Annotated in this window: 19 protein-coding genes; 4 read left to right on the top strand and 15 right to left on the bottom strand. The window is 42.0% G+C overall.

The features are described 5' to 3' along the window. Positions 1-795: 795 nt before the first annotated feature. Positions 796-2,154, top strand: a complete 1,359-nt coding sequence (locus tag NSQ09_RS10830; protein WP_041339714.1) for an IS1182 family transposase — start codon at positions 796-798, stop codon at positions 2,152-2,154. Positions 2,155-2,295: 141 nt separating this feature from the next. On the opposite strand, the gene NSQ09_RS10825 is transcribed toward NSQ09_RS10830, so the two are convergent. Next, positions 2,296-2,787, bottom strand: a complete 492-nt coding sequence (locus NSQ09_RS10825) for a YhcN/YlaJ family sporulation lipoprotein (protein ID WP_017695410.1) — start codon at positions 2,785-2,787, stop codon at positions 2,296-2,298. A gap of 149 nt (positions 2,788-2,936) precedes the next feature. Here NSQ09_RS10825 and NSQ09_RS10820 point away from each other — a divergent pair, with 149 nt between their 5' ends. Next, a complete protein-coding gene (locus tag NSQ09_RS10820) occupies positions 2,937-3,383 on the top strand; it encodes a hypothetical protein (protein ID WP_041052807.1) in 447 nt (148 codons plus the stop codon). 40 nt (positions 3,384-3,423) lie between these two features. Here the strand turns inward: NSQ09_RS10820 and tcyP are convergent, their stop codons facing one another. After that, positions 3,424-4,815: an L-cystine transporter TcyP gene (gene tcyP / locus NSQ09_RS10815; protein ID WP_003244685.1), complete on the bottom strand. Its 1,392-nt coding sequence runs from the start codon at positions 4,813-4,815 to the stop codon at positions 3,424-3,426. Positions 4,816-4,987: 172 nt separating this feature from the next. Here tcyP and dgcK point away from each other — a divergent pair, with 172 nt between their 5' ends. After that, entirely contained in the window at positions 4,988-6,067 is a 1,080-nt protein-coding gene (gene dgcK, locus NSQ09_RS10810; protein ID WP_014479257.1) for a diguanylate cyclase DgcK, read from the top strand. A gap of 2 nt (positions 6,068-6,069) precedes the next feature. Here dgcK and NSQ09_RS10805 read toward each other — a convergent pair whose 3' ends face one another. Then, positions 6,070-6,900: a MetQ/NlpA family ABC transporter substrate-binding protein gene (locus tag NSQ09_RS10805; RefSeq protein ID WP_341031329.1), complete on the bottom strand. Its 831-nt coding sequence runs from the start codon at positions 6,898-6,900 to the stop codon at positions 6,070-6,072. 435 nt (positions 6,901-7,335) lie between these two features. Here NSQ09_RS10805 and cspB point away from each other — a divergent pair, with 435 nt between their 5' ends. Next, positions 7,336-7,539, top strand: a complete 204-nt coding sequence (gene cspB / locus NSQ09_RS10800) for a cold shock-like protein CspB (RefSeq protein ID WP_003224086.1) — start codon at positions 7,336-7,338, stop codon at positions 7,537-7,539. A 91-nt stretch (positions 7,540-7,630) separates the two neighbouring features. Here the strand turns inward: cspB and NSQ09_RS10795 are convergent, their stop codons facing one another. From NSQ09_RS10795 to yhbH, 12 genes are all read right to left on the bottom strand, one after another. After that, positions 7,631-8,572, bottom strand: coding sequence for an ABC transporter permease (locus tag NSQ09_RS10795; protein ID WP_003233421.1), 942 nt, complete (start codon positions 8,570-8,572; stop codon positions 7,631-7,633). Beyond that, positions 8,565-9,482, bottom strand: coding sequence for an ABC transporter ATP-binding protein (locus NSQ09_RS10790; protein ID WP_003245448.1), 918 nt, complete (start codon positions 9,480-9,482; stop codon positions 8,565-8,567). Before NSQ09_RS10790 ends, NSQ09_RS10795 begins: the two co-directional genes overlap by 8 nt. Positions 9,483-9,498: 16 nt before the next feature. Further along, complete coding sequence (locus tag NSQ09_RS10785; RefSeq protein WP_341031327.1) at positions 9,499-10,197, bottom strand: ABC transporter ATP-binding protein; 699 nt, start codon at positions 10,195-10,197, stop codon at positions 9,499-9,501. Position 10,198: 1 nt separating this feature from the next. Beyond that, positions 10,199-10,564 carry a GntR family transcriptional regulator gene (locus NSQ09_RS10780; RefSeq protein WP_003233424.1) on the bottom strand — a complete coding sequence of 122 codons (366 nt, stop codon included), beginning with the start codon at positions 10,562-10,564 and terminating at the stop codon, positions 10,199-10,201. A 2-nt stretch (positions 10,565-10,566) separates the two neighbouring features. Further along, on the bottom strand, positions 10,567-11,328 hold the full coding sequence (locus NSQ09_RS10775) for a hypothetical protein (protein WP_341031324.1): 762 nt from the start codon (positions 11,326-11,328) through the stop codon (positions 10,567-10,569). A 4-nt stretch (positions 11,329-11,332) separates the two neighbouring features. Then, positions 11,333-11,488 carry a hypothetical protein gene (locus NSQ09_RS10770; protein ID WP_341031322.1) on the bottom strand — a complete coding sequence of 52 codons (156 nt, stop codon included), beginning with the start codon at positions 11,486-11,488 and terminating at the stop codon, positions 11,333-11,335. Continuing rightward, positions 11,488-11,862: a hypothetical protein gene (locus NSQ09_RS10765; RefSeq protein ID WP_003233427.1), complete on the bottom strand. Its 375-nt coding sequence runs from the start codon at positions 11,860-11,862 to the stop codon at positions 11,488-11,490. The genes NSQ09_RS10770 and NSQ09_RS10765 overlap by 1 nt, the downstream gene beginning before the upstream one ends. Positions 11,863-11,874: 12 nt before the next feature. Further along, the gene (locus NSQ09_RS10760; protein ID WP_014479250.1) at positions 11,875-12,405 is read right to left on the bottom strand and encodes an NAD(P)H-dependent oxidoreductase; all 531 of its coding nucleotides are present in this window, start codon (positions 12,403-12,405) and stop codon (positions 11,875-11,877) included. 22 nt (positions 12,406-12,427) lie between these two features. After that, entirely contained in the window at positions 12,428-14,026 is a 1,599-nt protein-coding gene (locus NSQ09_RS10755) for an MFS transporter (RefSeq protein ID WP_003233429.1), read from the bottom strand. A 40-nt stretch (positions 14,027-14,066) separates the two neighbouring features. Next, positions 14,067-14,732, bottom strand: a complete 666-nt coding sequence (locus NSQ09_RS10750; RefSeq protein ID WP_003233430.1) for an HlyD family efflux transporter periplasmic adaptor subunit — start codon at positions 14,730-14,732, stop codon at positions 14,067-14,069. A gap of 35 nt (positions 14,733-14,767) precedes the next feature. Beyond that, positions 14,768-15,232 carry a MarR family transcriptional regulator gene (locus tag NSQ09_RS10745; protein ID WP_003233431.1) on the bottom strand — a complete coding sequence of 155 codons (465 nt, stop codon included), beginning with the start codon at positions 15,230-15,232 and terminating at the stop codon, positions 14,768-14,770. Between the two features lie 159 nt (positions 15,233-15,391). Next, the gene (gene yhbH / locus NSQ09_RS10740) at positions 15,392-16,570 is read right to left on the bottom strand and encodes a sporulation protein YhbH (RefSeq protein ID WP_003233432.1); all 1,179 of its coding nucleotides are present in this window, start codon (positions 16,568-16,570) and stop codon (positions 15,392-15,394) included. Positions 16,571-16,732: the final 162 nt, after the last annotated feature.

The following is a 16,732-nucleotide window of genomic DNA, read 5'->3' as shown; positions in this document are numbered from 1 at the left end:
ATGAGCAATTCATAGTTCGCAATCCACTCGCTTAACCCTTCATGAAACCATAACGGAAACTCATCGGGATCCGTCTCAAGCTCCTTCAATTTCTGGTGAAACGCATGGTGCGAGTATTCATGAATCAACAATCTCTGGTACAAATAAACCGCTACCTCGTCCCCTTCTAACAGTTTCTTTTTCTCTTCAGGCAACAATCCGATCAGCTGCTCCCGTTCAGAATAAAAACCAACTACATCCAATAAACCGGAGTAAGCCTCCATCTGTTTTTCATTAGGAAAAAAAATAATGTCAATAGGCTTTTGATTCGAATATTCAATCATAATCTGATTAATACTGACTGCATATTCAAGCGTTTCTTTCGTCAATGGCAGTAAGGACTTTTCCTTAGAAGTGTAATAAATATCGGCCTGTTTGAATGACTCTTTCTTCATGTGCTTCGTCACTTGTTCTTTTGTTATTCCAGATGCCTGACCTGGAAAAGACAGGATATACATCGCGCTTGATACGATGGCTGAGCTTACAGCCAGCATCACAAGGACTCCGCACAGGAATAGAGCGGATGCCGCACGCTTTCCTATGCCATCCCGCAAACGTCTCCCTCCCTGAGCCGGTCCGTCTTGTACCTTTTTATTTTTACTCTATGCAGCTGAGTTCGCAGTGTGTCATTAACGCAAAGAAAAAGCCGCACAAATTGTGCGGCTTTCAGACTGTAGACAAACTGGAAGAAATCCAGTTTGCCTACAGTCTTTTTTATTTTACAATGGAAGTACTACATAACTTGAGGTGATTGACATGCTTTCGAAACATAATCCCATTCAACGAGATCAATTAGAAATGATTACGTTAAATCAATTGGTACCGGCCAGCCACTTGGTTCGTAAAATAGAGGCAGCACTTGATTTTTCGTTCATCTATGACTTGGTGAAGGACATGTATTCAGAAATCGGTCGTCCCAGTATTGATCCTGTCATCTTAATTAAATTGACCTTCCTTCAATACACGTTTGGAATCCGGTCCATGCGCCAAACGATTGAACAAGTGGAAACCAATATGGCCTATCGCTGGTTCCTTGGGTATGGTTTTCACGATAAAGTGCCTCATTTCTCTACGTTCGGAAAAAACTATGAACGCCGTTTTAAAGATACCGATCTGTTTGAACAGATTTTCTATCGCATCTTAAAGGAAGCTGCCGAGAAAAAGCTAATCAGTGCCGAGCACGTTTTCGTGGATTCGACCCATGTTAAAGCGAGTGCGAACAAACGCAAATTTGAAAAGAAAGTCGTTCGCAAAGAGACACGCGCGTATCAGGAACGCCTTCAAGAAGAGATTAACCAGGACCGGGAAGATCACGGAAAAAAAACATTTCCTCCGGACAAGTTTGAGAAGGAAGAGAAGAAAGAAATCAAAGAAAGCACCACCGATCCAGAGAGTGGTTACTATGTGAAGGATGAACGGACGAAGCAGTTCGCCTATTCTTTTCACGCAGCCGCGGATCGTAACGGTTTTGTGCTTGGCACCATGGTCACACCTGGCAACACACATGATAGTCAGATTTTAGAGCCATTGGTCGGAAAGGTCATAGAGAGAGTCGGAAAGCCTGAAGCGGTCGCCGCAGATGCCGCGTACAAAACTCCTGCGATTACCCGTTACTTATTGGAACAGGGGATGACCCCTGCCTTGCCATACACACGACCACGTACGAAAAAAGGTTTTTTCCGAAAACATGACTATGTGTATGACGAATACTTTGACTGTTATCTTTGCCCGGCAGGTGAGATCTTGGCCTACTCGACAACGAATAAAGAAGGATATCGGGAGTACAAATCGCCAAAACAGATTTGTGCGACATGCCCATTTTTAGCCAGATGTACGGAGAGTAAAGACCACCAGAAAGTGGTGACGCGTCATATTTGGCAGGAATACGTAGAAGAGGCAGACCATCTTCGCTATCACGCAGAGGTGAAAGAGATTTATGCCAAACGTAAAGAAACCATTGAGCGTGTATTCGCAGATGGAAAAGAAAAGCATGGCATGCGTTGGACAACGTTAAGGGGACTTAAAAAATTGTCGATGCAGGCGATGCTTACTTTCGCTGCCATGAACCTGAAGAAGATGGCCAACTGGACGTGGCAAGGTCCAAAAATGGCCTAAATGATGAACTCGAAGAGGTCTGTCTTTTTATTAAATAGCTTAAAATCCCATAAAAAGCTAAAAAGGGGTTCGGAATGAGACCATTCCGAACCCCTTTTGTCGACAAACTGAAAGCCGCACAAATTGTGCGGCTTTTTTCATTTATTCAGGGTTAGGGAATACGCGCTGTACAGTTTGTATAAATTCATCAAATAATCCGGCGATTGGGTCACCCTTTTGAATACGCTTTCCATATTCTTGCATACGCTCTACAAAATCAGGGTTAGCTGAAACGTAAACATTATCAATGTTTTTGTCAGTAGATCTTACCTTTTTGGCTATTTTTTTCTTCAGATTGTTTTCTACTGCACCTTTATTTCCATTGGTTAAAACGACTGCAACGTAGGCTTGATTTCCAGCCACAATGATATCGGCATGCTTTACTTCTTTTAGGTCTGTTACTTTATCAGCTGCTTCTTCAGCAACCTCAAGTTTTCGGTCGTTGTTATTATCGTCATTGGCCGGATTTCGATAATTTACGTTTCTTACATCATTATTATCACGTCTGCCCTCACCTTGGTCGGCCACACCGCAGCCAGTCATAAGCAAAGGGATAAGAAGCATAGACGCAAGGACTTGTTTTTTTCCAAACATGTGAATTCCTCCTTTATCACTTTACTTATAGGTTTTTCTAACTGGGTTTAATTATGCATGCAAATCTGGAGGAAATGCTTTCCCGGGAAATATAACGGTTAATTTGTCTAACGAGGGGGAAAATATGAATACACTGCAAAGGAGGGATCATGTTGTTCAACCAGCGAAGAGGAATCAGCCCCGCAGCATTGATCATAGGATCAACTATGCTTATTGCTGCATTATCACCTCAGATCCGCCAAAGAATCAGCGGGTTTATCACAGGCCAAATGAACAGAAGAAATTCAGAAAATAACACATTTGATGCTTCTAATGTAGGAAACATAGTCAAACAAGCATTTGGCGGAGGCAGCGGGGATAACCAAGACCGTTCGCAACATCAAAGCCAGCGGCAAAATGGCCGTCAGCACCAGCACGCCGGACAGCAAAAACCACAGCATCAGCATACACAGTCTCAAACTAGGCAAACTGAGACAGCCGCGAAAAAAAGACAGCCGCATTATGCTGAACCCATCCATTTTGAACAAAGCGCAATGAATGTTATGGACGACAACACGATGATGGAAATGCTGGAGGACTTAGAACCTGGCCGTTAAAAAAACGTGTAATCCTGTTGGGATTACACGTTTTCATATGTTACGCTTCTTCAGCTTCAATCACTCTGGATTGATCATGAAATGCCCCTTGATCAATTTCTTTTGTGACCTTACTTGTAATAAGACCGGATGTCATGCTTCCGCTGACATTCAAAGCAGTACGCCCCATGTCGATTAACGGTTCAATTGAGATTAACAAACCGGCGAGCGCGACAGGCATGTTTAATGATGATAAAACAAGAAGCGCCGCGAATGTCGCTCCGCCGCCGACTCCGGCAACCCCGAAGGAGCTGATGGCAACGACTGCGATAACAGTGATAATAAACACCGGGTCAAATGGATTTTGGCCGACAGTCGGAGCAATCATCATCGCCAGCATCGCAGGATAAATGCCGGCACATCCATTTTGGCCGATCGAAAGGCCGAACGAACCGGCAAAGTTTGCGATTCCCTCCGGTACACCCATGCTTCTCTGTGTTTTAATATTCAGCGGTAAAGCACCTGCGCTAGACCTTGACGTAAATGCAAATACAAGTACAGGCACCGCTTTTTTCAAATAAATCACCGGATTCAAGCCGCTGAACGTCAGCAGCAGCAAATGAATGATAAACATAGTGATTAACGCGGCATATGATGCAATCACGAACATGCCCAGTTTTAGAATGCTGTCAAGATCACTCGTTGCAATTGTTTTTGTCATGATGGCCAGCACCCCATAAGGCGTCAGTCTCAAAATGAGTGTGACAACACGCATGACAATGGCATAAACGGCATCAACCAGTTTTTTAAATGTTTCTGCCTGTTCCGGCTGTTTGTGTTTTACGCCGAGGAATGCCACTCCAAGGAAAGCGGCAAAAATAACGACAGCGATCGTTGAAGTCGGTCTAGCTCCCGTAAAATCTAAAAACGGGTTTCCAGGCAGCAGTTCAACAATCTGCTGCGGCAGCGTTTTCGCTGTCATATCCTCTGATTTCTGCTGAAGCTCCTGTCCCCGTGAAAGCTCTGTACTTCCTTGGTCAACCTGAATCGCCTGCAGATCAAATGAAAGCGCGGACGCGATACCGACAGCTGCAGCAACTGCTGTTGTTGCTACTAAAATCCCGATAATCAAACCGCTGATTTTCCCAAGATTTTTTGTCAGCTTCAGCTTTGTAAAGGCGCCGAGAATCGAAATAAAGACGAGCGGCATGACAACCATCTGAAGCAATTTGACATATCCGCCCCCGGCAATATTAAACCAGTCGGCTGTTTGAATGACTATATTTGAAGTCGGGCCGTAAATCAGCTGAAGCGCAAATCCGAATACAATCCCCAGCCCCAGCGCAGTAAATACACGTTTAGAGAAGGAAACATGTTTTTTCTGCATAACAAAGAGCCCTAAGATAAGTAAAAATAAAATAAATACATGTAATACAACCAGTAAAGTCTCCAAAGCAGGTAAACTCTCCCTTCAAATTTTCTCATTTACTATATTACACTAATTCCGATGGGTCAAGTGCGAATTATTTTAACTTATCAATTCAAGTAAAAAAACCTTATATAATGCCTTTTTTGTTCTTTTCTTTCCCTTCCATCTTTAGTACCTTATATAAGGGTGATAATATTTGCTGAAAGAACTGTTTGTAAATTTCACCATTTTAATCACATTTAATTATCTCTTCACCCACCTGTTTAAAGAAAGGCTAGTACATAAAAAAGACAGCATATCTTTTCAAGCTGTTAAAGGACTGGCCTGCGGTTTGCTCGGGGTTATTCTGATGGTTTTTGGATTTACCTATCAGCATTCAATTATTGATCTTCGAAATATCCCTATTATGATTGCCGCTCTTTATGGAGGCTGGGTTTCAACGGCAACGGCCCTGGCCATGATCACTGCAGGCCGCTTGCTGATTACGATGAACACATCTGCACTATACTCGGTTATTATCATTTGTATCGCTGCCATTCCGTCACTCATTGTTTCTAGAAGAAAAAAAGTTCAACTAAAACATGCTTTCTATCTTTTAATCATCACAAATAGCTTGATCTCCTTTTCCTTTTATTTTCTTATAGATTTACATTCATACGAACTTCATTTGTATTTTTGGATCATATCAATAGCGGGCGGCATGCTCAGTTTATATATTATTGATCATGAAACAAATGCACATCTTCTTTTTAAACAATATAAGTTTCAGGCGCACTTTGACTTTTTAACAGGCGTGTATAACCGAAGAAAATTTGAAGAAACCACGAAAGCTCTGTATCAGCAGGCGGCCGATACCCCGCATTTTCAATTTGCACTGATTTATATGGATATCGATCATTTTAAGACCATCAATGACCAATATGGCCATCATGAAGGAGATCAGGTGCTCAAAGAGCTGGGGTTACGTCTGAAGCAGAGCATCCGAAATACAGATCCTGCCGCTCGGATCGGCGGTGAAGAATTTGCCGTTCTCCTGCCGAACTGTTCTCTTGATAAAGCAGCCCGAATCGCTGAACGGATCAGGAGAACTGTAAGTGATGCACCGATTGTATTAACAAACGGTGAAGAGCTTTCAGTTACGATATCACTAGGGGCCGCTCATTACCCCAATAATACGGAACAGCCAGGATCCTTGCCCATTCTTGCCGATCAAATGCTTTACAAAGCGAAAGAAACGGGACGGAACAGAGTGTGTTTTTCAGAAAAAAAAGAATGAATTCAATGTTCGAATTCATTCTTCCAATCTGAAAGACGTTTCAAAGGCAGAAAAGCCGGGACAAGATCTCCCTGGTATTCTTTTTCTATAAATGCCGCTGTATCATCAGCTTGATAAAGCTCAAGAATGGTTTGCAGCGCTTCCCGATCATGATCCTCCGCTCTGACAACAATCAAATTCATCTCTTCCCCAGACATGGGTCCGCCGCTCTTTAGCGTATGCTTTTTCGGGTTCAGGCCCGCTTTTTTTGCTTCTGATGGTTTCATGACAAACACGTCGGCACCGCTTACTGCATCCTGTTGCCGGACAGCTTTTAATTTCAGGTGTCTCGGATTATCTTTAATCATATCAACTGAACCTGTTCCGTTAAATCCGTTTTTCAGCGTTAGCAAACCCGCTTCCTGGAGCACCGTAAGCGCCCTGCCAAAATCGAACGCTTTATCCGGAACAGAAACGACAGCTCCTCGCGGTATATCTCGGATTCGGTCATATCGTTTTGAATAAATGCCCATGGGCGTTATGTAAGTCGTTCCGAGCGGTGCCAAATTAAGTTTGTATTTTTGAGTGAACGACTGAAAATATGAAATGGTTTGAAAGGCGTTGGCATCAATTTCTTTGTTAGCAAGTGCGATATCAGACTCCGCATAATCAGAAAAAGGGATCAGCTGAATATCCAGCCCTGCCTCTTCAGCCTTTTGAGCAATATAGTTCCATATTGCCCCGTCAGACTCAGCAATCCCGATTTTTATCGATTCATGTTCTGCAGACGGTGAACATGCAGTAAATGAAACGAGAAGAACAAGGACAAAACTACATATAAGCCACTTTTTCATTGTGGCCATACTCCTATCTATGTATTAGAGCATGCAAGCAATATCAGACATAAAAATCATACGCTCTCTTAGTTGATAAACGTTGTCATTTGTAATATTGATTAACTTTTACCTTACTCATATCCAATAAGGTTGTCAATTCCTATTACTTATCTTCCCAAAATGAAGAAATACTAAGGCAAACGTATGATCACATATCGAGAAAGCAGATGAATTTCCGCAAATAAATATCAAATTGAAAAATAAATATGGTATTTTCCGAAAAAAGTTTCAATAAGCAGTTGTTTTTTCCGAAGATTACTGGTAGAGTAAAGGTAATTATTTTTGTTCGAACTATCTTTAAGAAGAAAGTTTTGTAAGAGTTTTCGTCTTGAAAGTTTGTTAAGAGCAAGAATAGTGAATTTAAGCGTTATGATCGCTTTAGGAGGAAATTTCATGTTAGAAGGTAAAGTAAAATGGTTCAACTCTGAAAAAGGTTTCGGATTCATCGAAGTAGAAGGTCAAGACGATGTATTCGTTCATTTCTCTGCTATTCAAGGCGAAGGCTTCAAAACTTTAGAAGAAGGCCAAGCTGTTTCTTTTGAAATCGTTGAAGGAAACCGCGGACCACAAGCTGCTAACGTTACTAAAGAAGCGTAAGCATAAATTGATATGAAAAACTGCAGGTGCAAACCTGCAGTTTTTATTTTGACAAAAAAGCTGTTTTGCATAAGCAAAACAGCTTTTTTTATTAGTTTGCAATATCCCGCTTCATGAAGATTCCGAAAGCAAGCAACAGGAAGATGATAAAGTAGATCGCCAGCATGACGAGAGAAAACGTCATAGTCATCCCTTTTATTAACGGTGTGCCATCCACATACTGGGTCAAGTCGACATTAGCAAACAATATATACTTTGCCCAGTCAAATTTCGCTGCAATAAATGCAGTTGCAGTCGTACCGGCAACCAACAAGAAGATGGAAAAACCAACCGCAAGAGAGCTGTTTCTGAATACCGCAGACAGCATAAACGCCATCGTCGCCACCATTAAAGCCGAGACGGATTCAGAAAGATACGTTGTGGCCAAATGCCCCATCATGTTTTGCTCAATGACATGGCCATCCTTATAGATTAAATGAATATTCGCGGCGGTTTCACCACCCGTTCCGAAGAAGATCAACCCTAATAAAGTAGAACCGATAAATAAAATCAACAGCAACAGGAGCCCAAACAGGAGAACTGTAATATATTTGGACATCAAAATTTGAAAACGACTGAGCGGCCGAATCATTAATAGCTTAATCGTTCCCCAATTAAATTCGTTCGCGACAATTCCGGCCGCGATGATAATAGTAAACAGACCGGTAAGGATGGTAAAGTTTGCTGAATCCGTTACATAAGACCATACCGTATAGCCCGTGTCACTAGGGATATTATGCTCGATGCGATAGTCATTGAGTGTGATTGTTTCTTTATACCCATCTTTCAGTGAAGGATCTTCTTTGATTTCTTTCTTTAATTCGGCGTTTTGTGCTTGAAGCTCTTGTTTCCAATGGGAATTTGATTCACCGGCAGAAAAATGATTCGCCAAAAATGCAAATCCAACCATTGTCAGCCCCAGAATTCCGATCATCACCCATGTTCCGGCACGGCTGAAAATTTTGAGCCACTCATTATAAATCAAATTAAGCATGCTGAACCTCCTCTTTTGTTTCACCTGTCATTTCTAAGAAACGGTCCTCTAATGATTTTGTTATGACCTTGACCTCATAAATACGGATTTGCTGCATCACCAGCAATTCAATAACCGCAGGGACTTCCTCTTTAGCCAGTTTGATTTCTACACCATTTGTCTTACTCAGCAAATCGTACTGATTTAAAACAGTAGCGGCTTCACTCGGCTGCTCAACCTGGAAGAAATATGTATCATTCTCATCAATGTTTTCATCTTTTACATTTTGAATATCGATCAGCTTTCCTTTTTGCAGAATCGCAATTCGATCACACATCAGTTCCATTTCTGACAGCAGGTGGCTTGAAACGATGACAGCCATTCCTCTTTCTCGGGTCAGCTTCTTTAAATGATCTCTGATTTCTCTGATCCCCGCCGGATCAAGGCCGTTTGTCGGTTCATCCAAAATCAGCACTTTCGGATCGTGCAGAAGGCATTGTGCCAAGCCAAGACGCTGTCTCATCCCCAGAGAATATGTTTTCACCTTGTCGTGGATTCTGTCTGTTAAACCGACCAGTTCAACAACTTCATCAATTTTTTCCTTCGTGACACCCTTGACCATCCTTGCGAATTGCTGGAGATTTTTATATCCGCTCAAAAATTTATACAGCTCGGGATTCTCAACGATCGCTCCGATATGCTTAATCGCCTTGGCATATTCTTTCGTAATTGATTGGCCGCAAATGAGGACATCACCTTTCGACAGCTTCATTAACCCCACCATCATCCGGATGGTTGTCGTTTTCCCCGCTCCGTTTGGTCCTAAAAAACCGAATACCTCGCCTTCACGAATCGTAAAACTGAGATCATCAATGATCGTTCGGCCTCTGATGTTTTTAGTCACGTTTTTCAATTCCAACACTGTTTTCATCATATTCCTCCTCTTTCTAGCAAACTTCCATTTTTGATTTAAACCATTGCAAAACAGACATGCCTTCCTGTTCACGAATATCTTCTACTTCACGCTGCGCAACTTTTTCTCCATTGGCGAGGATGATTACTTCGTCTAACAAAGTCTCAATTTCATCAATTTCATGTGTCGCGATCACGACAATCTGCTGCTCAAAATCAATGTACGACACAAGGCTGTTTACGATGGAATCCCTGACCATCGGATCAAGCCCGGAAAAAGGTTCATCAAGCACGATGACGTCTGCCCGTCTCGCTAAAGCAAGAACGATTTTCAGCCGGCCCCGATTTCCTTTTGATAGCTTTTTGATCTTTTTTTCCGGATTCAGCTGCATCTCATTCAATAGCTTATAAGCCTGTTCTGTTTGAAAATCAGGAAACTGCGACTGATAAAAATTCACCATATCTTTAACAGTGAAATGCGGATAAAACATATCAAGCTCAGTAAGATAAGCCGTTTGACGCACCATTTCTCTCGTAACCTGCTCTTCATCAACTTTTACAAATCCTGAAGTCGGAAACAGAAGGCTAGCCATCATTTTCAGGGTCGTTGACTTGCCGCTGCCGTTCGGTCCAATCAGGCCATAAATCCGTCCGGATGATAGGGTGATTGACACATCATTGACGGCCGTATGGCGGCCGTATTTTTTTGATACATGTTCTAGCTTGATTTCCATTTTAGCCTCCCTCTGTGAATGTTTTAATCCCTTCTAACATTTCTTCTTTCGTTAGCCCCAGCTCTTTCATTTGCTTGACAAAGCCTTCCAGCACCTCTCGTGTCAGCTTGTCTTTCAGCTCGTCTACGATTTCTGCTTTTTCCGCAATAAACGTCCCTTGACCTCTTCTTGTCTCCACAATACCCAGCCTTTCCATCTCACTGTAAGTTCTTTGAATTGTATTGGGATTTACTTTAGTTTGAATCGCCATTTCTCTTACTGAAGGAAGCTTGTCTCCTGGGAGCAGCTCCTTCCTGACCAGCCTATAAAAGATCTGATCAGCGATCTGCAGATAAATCGGTTTCGAGGATTGGAATTGATTGTCCATATTTACACCTCTACTTTACGATCAAGCAGTTTTGAAGCCATGATGAGCAGCAAGAATGTGATGACTATAGCAATAGGAAACCCTAGCACAGACAGATGGATAGGTTTTAATTCCAATCTCCAAACATTGTGGAAGTGGAAATCAAAATTGCAATAGACTGTTACAGGCCAGAAATGCTTTTGAGATTCAACCAAAGGGCTTATGATGTATTCATCGAAGAATAACCACACTGCAACCAACAGAACCATCGCAGCCCACCGCATTCCGCGCCAATTTCTGAGAGAGTGAAAAACAGCCCAAAACACAATGACTGTTACTGACATATCTAACGAAGAAATAAGCCCATACATATTCAGCAAAGCAACTGTACTCGTTATATCAACTTGATGCTCCAGCAGATTTTTTACAGAGAGCATATGATACATCCATATGCCATAGGCTGTTAATGCCAACTGAATCACAAATTGATAGAGCAAAGATGCTGCCAATTTAGAAGAAAACAGCCAGAAGCCGCCATTTGGATTGTACAGCCAAAGCTGTGATTTCCCTTCCTTGCGAAGGTGATAAAAAACAAAAACAGGAGATAAGAAAAGCAGAAAAAAAGCAACTGCAACAAAAAAACCAAAAATGACTAGAGGTTCTTTCGTGCGAGAAGCTATAATATGGCCTGTTCCCAATAAGAAAATGATTCCGCATATCCATAATAGCAGCCACATTCTTGAAAGCTTGATATCTTTCTTTAATAAACCTAAAAAAGAATTCATGTCTTTACCTCCCGGAAAAAATCCTCGGTGTATGAGTAACATAGTACACTAGATCAAGATGGAATACAACATATTCCATGGATTTTTTTGATAAAAACATAATTGATGGAAACAGCAAAAAAGGCAAACCCGCATGAGTAAACGGATTTGCCTTTTTCATTACTTTTTCTTATTTTTCATAGAGAGCAGCGCATCACGATAGCTGCGGTCCTGCATTTTGTCACTTTCCTCAGTGACCTCTTCTTCTGCATGAACTTCATCAGAATGCTTAAACTTTTGCAGCGCCTGCCTGTAAATATCATCACCCATTGTGTCACGCTTCTCTTTTGGAGAATCGTTTTTGACAACGGATGGCGTATGCTCGGCAGCCCTTGCTTCAGCAGGGTAATGCGCTTCGTTTTTTTCCTCTTCTGGAGGTGCGATTCTATCAGTTGCTTCTTGCTTCTCAGGTCCAGGTGAGGCGTTGCGGACGTTAAATGTAATAAGGGCCGCAATGACAATGACAGCAGCAATTATTGCTATAATAATGGCCATTTCAACCTCTCCTTACTGTCCTGCTGTTAGGTTTCCTGTGACTTGGCTGACACGTCTTCCCAACGCGCGTCCAAGCTGAATACCTTCCTCAGACATTAACTCATCACTGTCTACCGGACAAGTGACACCTGCTCCGTAATAAGAGCCATAAAGTGCGTTTTCAGGCACGTTCCCAGGCAGTCCGACAACAATCATGCCTTGGTGGAACATCGGCGTGATTAAATTGTGCATTGTCATTTCCAAGCCGCCGTGTGTTGTTGCCGTTGTGCAGAAGACAGCACCGACTTTGTTGATCAGCTCGCCTTCAGCCCACAAGTAGCCAAGTCTGTCGATCCAAGTTTTAAGACCGGAGCTGATTGTTCCGAAATGCCCTGGGCATCCCCAAATAATCGCATCCATATCTTTAAGCTTGCGGATATCAGCCTGATCTACATGGTCGATGAACACTTCAGCCGCGCCGTTTTCTCTCGCGCCTTCAGCAATCGCTTCTGCAAGCACTTTAGTATGTTCGCCTTCACTATCATACACTACATAAATTTTCATTCAGGAAACCTCCCTGTACAGATTAAGATTCCTTAGCTTCTTTTGGAGCAGGAAGTAATGAAAGCTCCTCTTTTTTCTTCTTACGCAATTTATCTTTTCTGACGTCACGCAGGAAGATACTTAAAATCAAACCTGCTACACAGAATAAGGTTGCCCACATAAAGGCATCATTTATCCCCATGACATTGGAATCGAGTGACGCGTGTTTATAAATATGTGAGTACACATATGTTTTCGCCGTATCATAAGACACATTCATATTCACCATTAAATTCGAAACTGCATTTTGGAACGCATGGAGGAAGTTCGGGTCCGCCGTGCTTGTTTTATCTGCAATTTGTGAATAATGGAATGTCGTCCGGTTTGTATAAATCGTCGTAATTAAACTTGTTCCGATTGATCCGCTGATTTGGCGAAGCGTGTTACTCATCGCCGTTCCGTGGCTGTTCAGACGGGCAGGAAGCTGGTTCATCCCGGCTGTCATGACTGGCATCATTAAGAGAGACATACCAAATGCACGAATTGAATAGATCAGCATGATGTGTGTATATGGTGTATCAATTGTCAATTGCGTGTATTGATACGTTGTTACCACTGTCACGAGAAGCCCGATAATCGCAAGCGGTCTCGGTCCGAATTTATCGAACAAAATACCTGAGATCGGTGACATAATCAGCATAACGATCGCACCCGGAAGCAGAAGCAGACCGGATTGAAGCGCCGTAAAGCCGACCAGGTTTTGCAGATAAATCGGTAAAAGGAACATACCAGTGTAAAGTGCCACTGTAATAATGATATTAATGACACTCGAGAGTGAGAAAATGTCATATTTAAACACTCTGAAATCAAGCATCGGATCATCATGACGCAATTGCTGAACAACAAAAGCAACAATTGCAATGGCTCCGATAATAACTGTAGACAATACAATCGGGTCGGTCCAGCCGTCAGATCCGGCTTCACTGACTCCGTATAATAAGGAGGCGAATCCGACAATCGAGAGGATTGCGCCAAGAGTATCGAGTTTGATTTTTTGCGGCTCCACCATATTTTTAAAGATGAAGAAAGCCACAATGATAACAATTGCGCCGATCGGCACAAGTCCGTAAAACATAATGCGCCATGTATAATGCTCAATAATCCACCCGGAAAGAGTCGGGCCGACCGCTGGAGCAAACATCATCGCTAGCCCGAAAATCCCCATTCCTTTCCCCCTGCTTTCAGGCGGGAAAATTAACAGAATGGTTGTCATAACGAGCGGCTGCAAGATACCTCCGCCCACGGCCTGAATCAAACGGCCGATCAGCATTGTAGAGAAGTTAGGTGCGATACCGCAGACTAACGTACCGAGCGTAAAACAAAACATCGCGACGAGAAAGAGACTCCGCTGGCCAAATCGTGTAATCAGGAAAGCAGATAACGGAATCAATACACCGTTAACAAGCATGTAACCTGTTGTCAGCCACTGAATCGTCGTTGCACTTACGCCAAATTCAGTCATTAAGTGCGGCATTGCAACATTAAGCAGTGTTTGGTTTAGAATTGCCAAAAATAAACCCGCCATTAGCACAATCAGCAATGACATAGGGTTTTTTGCATTTTTTTCTTTGCCTGTAGCCATCTAAGACAACCTCCTTTCATGGTTTGATGACTGATCTGTTTTACTCAGAAATTTTAACAGATGCATTCATTCCAGGAAGCACCTTATCAGATGGGTTTTTGATTGAAATTTTCACAGGAACTTTTTGTGTTACTTTTGTGTAGTTTCCGCTTGAATTTGTAGAAGGAAGCATATCAAAAGTTGAGTTAGTCGCATAACCAATTTCTTCTACAGTACCGTCAAATGTAGTATCAGGGTCTCCGTCAACTACTACGTCTACACTATTTCCTACTTCAATATCCGCAATATCTGTTTCTTTAATATTTGCTGTGATGTATAGGTTGTCCATGTCAATCGTTTGTGCAATTGTTGTACCAGCTTGTACGGTTTGTCCGTTTTTCACTTCGTTTTTCACAATTGTGCCATCCATAATGGATTTTACGTCAACAGTTTGTTCACCTTTGATTTTTGCAACTGTGTCGCCTTTTTTCACTGTTTTTCCTTCGTCCAGATCCCAGTCAGATACTTTACCTGCTGCTGGAGCAGTAATAGCAGCCATATCGCCCGCTACTTTTGCTTCATCTGTTTTTACGTAGTTTGTGCTTTGATAATAGTAGTAAGCACCTCCAGCTATAATTGCAAGAACAACAATCAAACCGATAATGTTGGTCAGAATTAAACGTCCTCTGTTCATTTTGTTTTCTCCTTTCGTTTCATCCTCTATCATTTTGCGGAAAGCTGGTGAAAATATGTGAGAAGTTTTTAATTACCGCTTTTTTCTGAACAGCCTTCAGCAAGCTTCGTTAAACTTCCGGCTAGTTTGCGCAAATACTGCAGCTGGGAGGTATCAAGCTTTTGGTACAAGCCAGCACCCATTTTTGCATATTGCACAGCGGCTTTTTCTATCAGTTCTTCCCCCTCTTCGGTTAACTGAATCATGACGATACGGCGGTCATCCGGACTGTCATATCGATTCATCAATTGGCGCTTATACAGAATATCTGTCATCCGCGTCACAGAAGCAGGCTTAAGATCAAGCGACATTGCCAGCTTGCTTAGCGGGGTGCTTCCGCTTTGATGAATTTTAAACATCAGCAAATATTGAAGGACTGTAATATCAAAAGGCTCAAGCACAATCTCCAATATCTTCTTCTGTTTTTTATATATCGCCCGAGACGTATCGAAGAGCTGTTCAAAAGTGAGCAAAGCACGTTCTGATTCAGTCAACTCCTTTTCACCTCATTCCTCAATAATAGTTCACAAGATAAAATATTAATAAATGAAAGAAGATTTGTCAAAGGAAAAATTTCTTTTTCTCCCGTATTTTTTTCGCAAGCGTTTTCTTGCTTTTATTAAATAAAAAAAAGCCCTGAAATGGGCTTTTCATTACGAAAATTGATGGCTTACACCAGACTCTTCATTTCTGAAAAAGTTCTTTAGAGCCTGAAAAACATCAGATTTCTGTTTTAAAATATAGTACTTAAATTTCTCATCTTTTACATTTTTATATGCAGACATTAACGTTGAATGCCTGTTGTACTGATTGACCTCGCCGTAGCAAAACAGATTGGCCTTCTTCATAATATCATTGACCAGCTTCACACAGCGTGCGTTATCAGATGTCAAGTTGTCACCGTCAGAAAAATGAAACGGGTAAATGTTATAGCGGGCGGGATTGTACTTTTCATCAATAAGCTCAAGCGACTTCCGATATACGGAAGAACAAATTGTTCCGCCGCTTTCTCCCTTTGAGAAAAAATCCTCCTCCGAGACCACTCTTGCTTCTGTATGATGGGCAATAAATTCAATTTCCACAGTCTCGTATTTTGTCCGCAAAAAACGGGTCATCCAGAAAAAGAAGCTTCTGGCCATGTATTTTTCCCAAACCCCCATACTGCCGCTTGTATCCATCATGGCTAAAACGACGGCTTTTGATTCGGGCTTTGTGATGTCATTCCACGTCTTATATTTCAGGTCCTCCGGATAAATTGGGTAGAACGACGGTTTTCCTGACATTGCGTTTCGTTTAAAGGCTGACATCATCGTTCTTTTCTTATCAATATTACCGGTTAACCCTGTTTTACGGATATCATTAAACTCGATATCTGTATGAATGATATTGTCCCGCTCTTTTTGCTGGAGATTCGGAAGCTCTAATTCTTTAAAAAGCGCTTCTTCTAAATCCATTAATGAAACTTCCGCTTCATAATAATCCTCGCCTGCCTGATCACCGGCACCCTGCCCTTTTCCAGGCCCTTGTTTTTTGTCTGAACCATCCCGGGCCACAACATCTCCAACCTGGCTCTCGCCGTCTCCTTGCCCTACATGTTTATTTTTATCATAGTTATAACGGATTTTATACTCATCAAGTGAACGGATTGGGATCTTCACTACATCTTTTCCATTAGACATAATAATGCTTTCCTCAGTTACGAGGTCCGGAAGATTGTTTTTGATCGCTTCCTGCACTTTTTTCTGGTGGCGCTGCTGGTCATCGAAGCCTTTGCGATGGAGGGACCAGTTTTCCTCAGAAATCAAAAAATGGCCGCTGTCATTTTGGGACATGAATTCCCCTCCTTAACCATTTGTGGTCGTGATACATACGTATTCCGGCTTGTGCCAGATTATGAAACAAGTCTTTCGAAAAGATTTATATTCATCATATGCACATATGCATGTTTAATTGACAAACTATTTAGAAAATGGGACAAAATAACCCGCCCTATT

The sequence above is a fragment of the Bacillus sp. FSL W8-1202 genome (assembly GCF_038006165.1).
Classification (GTDB): Bacteria; Bacillota; Bacilli; order Bacillales; family Bacillaceae; genus Bacillus; species Bacillus subtilis.
Note: the sequence above shows the minus strand (reverse complement) of the source record. Positions and strands in the feature narration are given on the sequence as shown.